Raw genomic sequence first — 6343 nt, forward strand, 5'->3', positions numbered from 1 at the left:
ATGGTGGCGGCTGCGGCCAAGGCGGCAACGGCAGTGGAAACAATGGTACAGGCGGTGGTCAGGGCGGCGGTTGCGGCCCCCACGGCGGTCAAGGTGGCCACGGCGGATAAACGCTCGCATGCATGCCTGTTCGAATGTTACTAATCCATCACCATCGAACACGCGAGACAGTGTTTCGAGAAAGCGCTAAAGGTGAATCACTCGCACTATGCGTGTCAGACAGGGCGAGTTCGCACTCTACTCCGGCTCTCTCTTCGTCAACTCCACTAATCGCTTCATCAACCCGAATGCAGCTGACAGAATCGGGCCGCCCATCGGGTCCTGGTTCAACGCCTCGACCGGTCCGTTTCCCAGGTGAATTCCGCTGGGGGTGAGCAGGTTGATGCGCGCATTCCCATTCTTCGGCTCCGGGGGCCGCGCCTGCATCCACGGTCCAATCACCTGTGCCACCGCGGTCCCGGCCTGCAGCAACTCATCTATCAGGGCATCCAGCGAATCGTCTCGGCGCTCCCACAGCACACCGGCTCCGCTGTAATTGAAGTAGCGCGCGCGGTGGTCCCGATACGCAGCAACCAGGTCCAGGCCCTTTGGCATCCCGATCTCGACCACCACGCCCAGAACTTGCTTTCCTTTTTCCCCTGGCGGCTTGTCGCCGAGTTCTCTGAGCGTGTTCCAAGCCTGAAGGCAAACGCGCGTTTCGAGATCAGGCATCTCCAGAATTTGCCGCACGGCTTCTTTCGCACCTTGCGCGTCTCCCGTATCCTTGCAATCCCGCGCACGTTGGAACGAAGCCCACGGCTCGGAAAGCGGGACCTTCGGATGCGCACGCACCAGCTCTGCCAGCGGCACATCTCCAAACAGAGTGTTCCTGATTTCGCGATGAATAGACGAGGGGTTGAGCGCGACAAAGTCCGACAAACTGAACCTCCTGCGCAACCGAGCGCAGCTGGCACGGTTCAGCCTGCGCTGACGATACGACTGCGCAGGCGTTTGAGAACGTTAGGGGGAACCAGCCCGGCGACTTCGCCGCCGAAACTGAAAACTTCCTTGAGCATGCGCGAACTTACAAACGAATAACGTCCTGCCGGTTGCAGAAACACGGTCTCGATCTCGGGCGCAAGACGGCGGTTCATTAACGCCATTTGAAACTCATGTTCGTAGTCGGAAATAGCGCGAATGCCTCGCAATACGGCAGTCGCTCCAAGTTGGCGCGCAAAATCCACCATGAGCCCGTCAAACGTTGCCACACTCACGTTGCCCAGCGCCGCCGTCGATTCGCGCAGCATCTCCACCCGCTCCTCAACCGTAAACAGCGGGTTCTTTACCGGGTTCTTCAGGATGGCGACGGTCAGATGTTCGAAGAGCTTTGCTCCACGCTGGATCAGATCGATGTGCCCGTTCGTCGGAGGGTCGAACGTGCCGGGATAAAGGGCTTTCACGCTCATCGAGTCTGCTCCGGTTTGATTCTACGGCATTTCCAGTGCGCCAAACGCCGAAGGGGTTTGTTAGCCTGATGCGTTGCCATAGGGTATGACAATTAATTGGAGCCGTACCTAAAGACACATCGGGCGTTCCGGTTCTACGGATGAAGGTGCATTGCGCATGTGGTTCCCGGGATTTCATCCAGGGTGATTTTCGTCTTCTCCCTCCGGAAGAGGGTGGGCAGCAGTTCCCCAAAGGATGTTCTCTACGGCAGCTCACTTGCTGTAAGCAAGCTCTTCGTTGCTGGGCTGCGCTGTGCGCGATGACAGATAGAGGGAGACAACTGTGATGTCGTCGGTCTGGCCAAAGCGTTGCGCCGTTTGCGCGATGTACCGCGCAGACTCGTTACTGACTTGCTGCGTGCGCTCGAATCCGAACAGCTCGCCTTCCCCGTTGGTCGCCTCCACCACTCCGTCGGAAAGAAACACAAGACGGTCGCCGCGATTCAGATGAAACGTCGCCTGCTCATACTCCACATCCGCAATCACCCCCAGCGGCAGGCTCCCCGCAAGCGCAATCTCCCGCCCATCGCGGTACGGATTCAGATGTCCAGCATTCGCAATTGTCGCTGTCCCGTCTGGATAAATCCGCGCGCAAAGGCAGGTCGCGAAGCACGGCGCGCAATCCAGTTCCTTCACCGCCGTCCCCGGCGACGCGACCGCGCCGATCAGCACGTGATTCAGATGATTCAGTACGGTGGCAGGATCATGCGACAGCTCATTACGCAGCGCGCCCACAAGCGTGCTCGAGTTCATTGCCGCTTGCAGTCCCTTGCCGCTCACATCTCCCACCACGATCAGAAGAGAGTCGTCTTTTAGCGGCAATACCTGGAAGAAATCTCCGCCGACTCCGTTCACCGGCAGGTACGCGCTCTCCAGCATGAAGTTACGATTCGACGGCAGTTGCGTTGGGATCAGCAGTGCCTGCACGCTGCGCGCCGCTGAAATCTCGGCCGCCGAGCGCTGCTCCTCCTGGCTGATGCGCACGAAGCGGTACAAGATCACCGCGATCAAACTCCCCAGAAATATCGTGTACGCCAATGTGCCGATTCCGAATTCAATGGGCCCGAAGTAGAAGCGATGCGAAGCAAACTGGTCGGGCAGCCAATGTCGACGCGCCGCAAAATCCAGGACAATGTTCGCCGAGTCCGCCGTGGCCGCCAGGAAGAACGGCAGCAGCATAACCCCCGCCTCGCTCTTCCCCGTTCGCCATGCGCGGAACAACAAGACAATCACCAAGCCGCAGAACACGACCTCCGAGATAACCGAGAGGATTTGATAGGCAAGGAGCAGGGGGGTAAAAAAGACAAACGGAACCAGAAGGACGCCGATTTGCACGCCACGGACAACCCTGCGCGACTTCGTGCCGGTGAAGTGGAGGACGAACTCCAGCGTGACGGCCATGAAGATACGGCTGGTGAACATGGTGAAAATGCGGTAAGTCAAAAGCGGCATGATCGCCAGTCCGAAAGCTGAATCCGCTGCCCCACCCGCCGCCACTGACAGGCACAGCAAAGCGAGCCACAGGTACTCCGGATGATGCCGCTGCGCCAGATAAAGAAATCCGCCCAGTCCCGCCACGCAGATAAAAAGAAATGCGAGCACCAGGTTGGAAATGACGTACTCATTCCACTGCCGGCCTATCGCCATGGCTTGCCGCTCGGCCATATCGTTTGCTGCGCCAAGCTCAACCCGGTGTAATAGCCCGCGGCTGACGGTCGTTCCCGGCCCGGCCCACGTGCGAATCGCAATTACCGTCGGCCCCGATGCCGAAGGATTCAGCGGAACAACAAACGGCGGAGACTGGTACTCCGAAGGCGACTCCGTCATTCCCCTGGTATGGCCCGCTTCAACACCATTCACGAACACATCGAGTTGGCCAATCGAATAGCTTGAAACCAGCAGCGAAAGCGGTTGCCCTGAAGCAAAGCCGCTGAACTGCGCAAGCTGCTGCGGCTCAATCTTCAGCCGATACCACGCATATCCGTTATAGGTATCGACGCCCTGCTCAACCAGCGACTGGCTCAGGCTGACCGTCGGCCAGTCGGAATCGTTAAAGCCCGATTCACCCCATTGCAAATCATCCCCGGTATGAAAATGCCATTGGCCATCGAGAATCGTGGCAGCGCGAATCCCCGCGATCGGTCCGGTCCCCAAAACATTCGCCGCAGGAGAGGACGGCTGCGCATACAGCGGCAGCGCACAGAGGCAGACCATCGCCAGCCGGCAGAAAATCCTCCGCGGATGAAGGATCGCGACTACTCGCCAAAAAATATTCATTCGCCTTCCCAAGTTTAGAGCACATACGCGCGGGGGGACGATCAGGAAGCCGCTTTCTAAACCCTCATACGTTTCCGAGCAAACGAAGTTCCTTTTCGTTGGCCGGACGCGCAGTAATGTTGTCAATCGGATCGTTGACGGGTCGAACACTGCGCCTGAAAGGATTTCTGCTTCAGAAGCTGGAGCACCTCGTCTACCCCGATTGCATCATCGAAGCCCGCAAACCGCGGCGGGAGCGCAAAAACATATTTCTCAGTCCGTCCGAGCTCACTGGGGCCGATGGGTGCCGCGCTCACGTTGAACTCACCGTTCTCTATCGCACGCCATTGTTCAGGAGTGAACACCAGGATCGGAATATCCTGATGCGGCTTCTTTTCCGTCCATCTCGGACTCCGGACGACTATCTTCGGCCCCGATTCGCCATTCTTCCCATTCCGGCCCCAGCGAACGCTCAGCACCTCGAATCCCGCCCAGTCCGAAGGCAATACAAGACAGAAACCGTACTCGGCATTGTGGTAAACCAGCGGAGTCTTCAGAGTTCTGTCTGGAGGTGGAGAGCCCTGGCAAGGGCCGCTAACAGCAGAACACAAGGCCAGCGCAAGGACGACTATTGCAATCGGCCGAACGCACATGCCTTGTCTCCCGCAGAATCGATCGCGGCTACAGCGGTTCCGCAGTTCCTGTGTCCGCGGACCATTGCTGCCGAGCGGGTTTTTCCTCGAGAAAAATCTGCCTTCATCCGAAGCCAGAAACGGCTACACCAACTGGGGAACCGCTCTAGCCCTTGCGGACGCGAACCGCTTCCTTGGCCTCGGCTGGTCCCGTCGCCGGAACCTCGGGAACATCAGCCTTGGCAGCGCCGATGCCGAGCTTCTTGCGAACCTCAGCGTCCATCTTCGCGAAGATGTCCTTGTTTTCCTTCAGGAAGTTACGCGTATTCTCACGCCCCTGCCCAATACGCTCGCCCGAGTAGCTGTACCATGCGCCCGACTTCTCCACGATGTTGTTGGCCACCGCAAGATCCAGCACGTCGCCTTCGCGGCTGATGCCCTCGCCATAAAGAATGTCGAACTCGGCCTCGCGGAAAGGAGCGGCAACCTTGTTCTTCACAATCTTTACCTTGGTCCGATTTCCCGTGACGACATCGCCTTCTTTGATAGCGGCAATGCGGCGGATATCCACGCGAACTGAAGAATAGAACTTCAGTGCACGCCCGCCCGTCGTTGTCTCCGGGTTGCCGAACATGACGCCGATCTTCTCGCGAATCTGGTTGATGAAAATCAGAGACGTGCGCGACTTTGAGACCGTGCCCGTCAGCTTGCGCAGCGCTTGAGACATCAACCGCGCCTGCAGGCCCATGTGCGAATCGCCCATTTCGCCGTCCAGTTCGGCCTTCGGCACAAGCGCTGCAACAGAATCCACTACCAGCACATCGATGGCGCCCGAACGGACCAGCGCTTCGGTGATTTCCAGCGCCTGCTCGCCCGAGTCCGGCTGCGAAACCAGCAGATTGTCCACGTCAACGCCAAGCTTCTTCGCATACATCGGATCCAGCGCGTGCTCGGCATCCACAAAGGCCGCCAGGCCGCCGTTACGCTGGGCCTCGGCAATAATCTGCAGCGTAATTGTCGTCTTTCCGGACGACTCCGGCCCGAAAACCTCGATCACACGGCCCCGAGGCACGCCGCCCACGCCCAATGCTGCGTCAAAGCTGATCGATCCGGTTGAAATGACTGAAATCGGAACCAGCGCTTCCCGCGATCCAAGACGAACAATGGACCCTTTTCCAAACTGCTTTTCGATCTGCGAAAGGGCTAATTCGACTGCTTTTGCGCGCTCGTCGGCAATAGGCATAGATATCTCTCCTCTAGGTATGCTCGCTTGGCGCGGATTGTCGGGAAATACAGAAAACACGCGGCGGCTATTGGTATTTCGAACGGATTGTAGCAGGATGCGACACTCAATAGATACAGAAAAAGCGAAGAAAAGGTGAACCTTCTGGCACCCCTGTGGCCGTCATCACGTTGCGGCTCTTGCGGTTCTGAATTCCAGACGGAAGACCCCAAAAAACGCGGGTCACGCCGAGTAGGTGCCGATGCGCGTCTCCCGTGAAGTCAGGGCGTCGCACCTCCGGTCGAGCGCTTCGTATGCCGGGTCGTTCTCTTTCCGAAAACTCCGGTATGCGTCCTCGCTCGCCCAGCGGTCGATGGTCAGGTACAACCCCGAGATGTAGGCGTCGCGCAGCAGTTCAGTCCCTAGATACTCAGGAGAACTGCGGAAAAGCTGTGCCCAGTTTCCCTCCGGCCCGTAAGCGGCTTCAAAGTCAGAAATCTTCTCCTCGGCAATCTCAAACTGCCACACAACCACAAACATACGCCCTCGATTTCTGCTTCAATGTTAGCGCAAGTGAAGGGGCCATTCCGACCGACACCAGGAGCCGCTATTCACTTAATCGCAACATTGAAGAATCTGCACTCCCACAGACCGGTACCTTCACAGTTCCTGCTCCATCTTTGATCTCGGCCCTCCCCAACCGTCCCGATGAATCCACCCACCACCGGGTGTCATTCTGAGAGCACGGG

General features: G+C 58.2%; 6 protein-coding genes. All 6 read right to left on the minus strand.

Going from position 1 to position 6343, the window contains the following annotated elements:
* Positions 1-237 precede the first annotated feature (237 nt).
* Positions 238-918 (minus strand): hypothetical protein, encoded by a 681-nt coding sequence (locus WA354_RS00970; protein WP_472811138.1) that lies wholly within the window; start codon positions 916-918, stop codon positions 238-240.
* Between the two features lie 38 nt (positions 919-956).
* Complete coding sequence (gene coaD / locus WA354_RS00975) at positions 957-1445, minus strand: pantetheine-phosphate adenylyltransferase (protein ID WP_472811139.1); 489 nt, start codon at positions 1443-1445, stop codon at positions 957-959.
* A 252-nt stretch (positions 1446-1697) separates the two neighbouring features.
* Positions 1698-3761 (minus strand): PP2C family protein-serine/threonine phosphatase, encoded by a 2064-nt coding sequence (locus WA354_RS00980; RefSeq protein ID WP_472811140.1) that lies wholly within the window; start codon positions 3759-3761, stop codon positions 1698-1700.
* 122 nt (positions 3762-3883) lie between these two features.
* On the minus strand, positions 3884-4393 hold the full coding sequence (locus WA354_RS00985) for a hypothetical protein (protein ID WP_472811141.1): 510 nt from the start codon (positions 4391-4393) through the stop codon (positions 3884-3886).
* 145 nt (positions 4394-4538) lie between these two features.
* Positions 4539-5609 carry a recombinase RecA gene (recA, locus tag WA354_RS00990; RefSeq protein ID WP_472811143.1) on the minus strand — a complete coding sequence of 357 codons (1071 nt, stop codon included), beginning with the start codon at positions 5607-5609 and terminating at the stop codon, positions 4539-4541.
* A gap of 228 nt (positions 5610-5837) precedes the next feature.
* Positions 5838-6134: an antibiotic biosynthesis monooxygenase family protein gene (locus tag WA354_RS00995; RefSeq protein WP_472811142.1), complete on the minus strand. Its 297-nt coding sequence runs from the start codon at positions 6132-6134 to the stop codon at positions 5838-5840.
* Between the last annotated feature and the right edge of the window lie 209 nt (positions 6135-6343).

The organism is Occallatibacter sp. (assembly GCF_049802275.1).
GTDB lineage: Bacteria > Acidobacteriota > Terriglobia > Terriglobales > Acidobacteriaceae > Telmatobacter.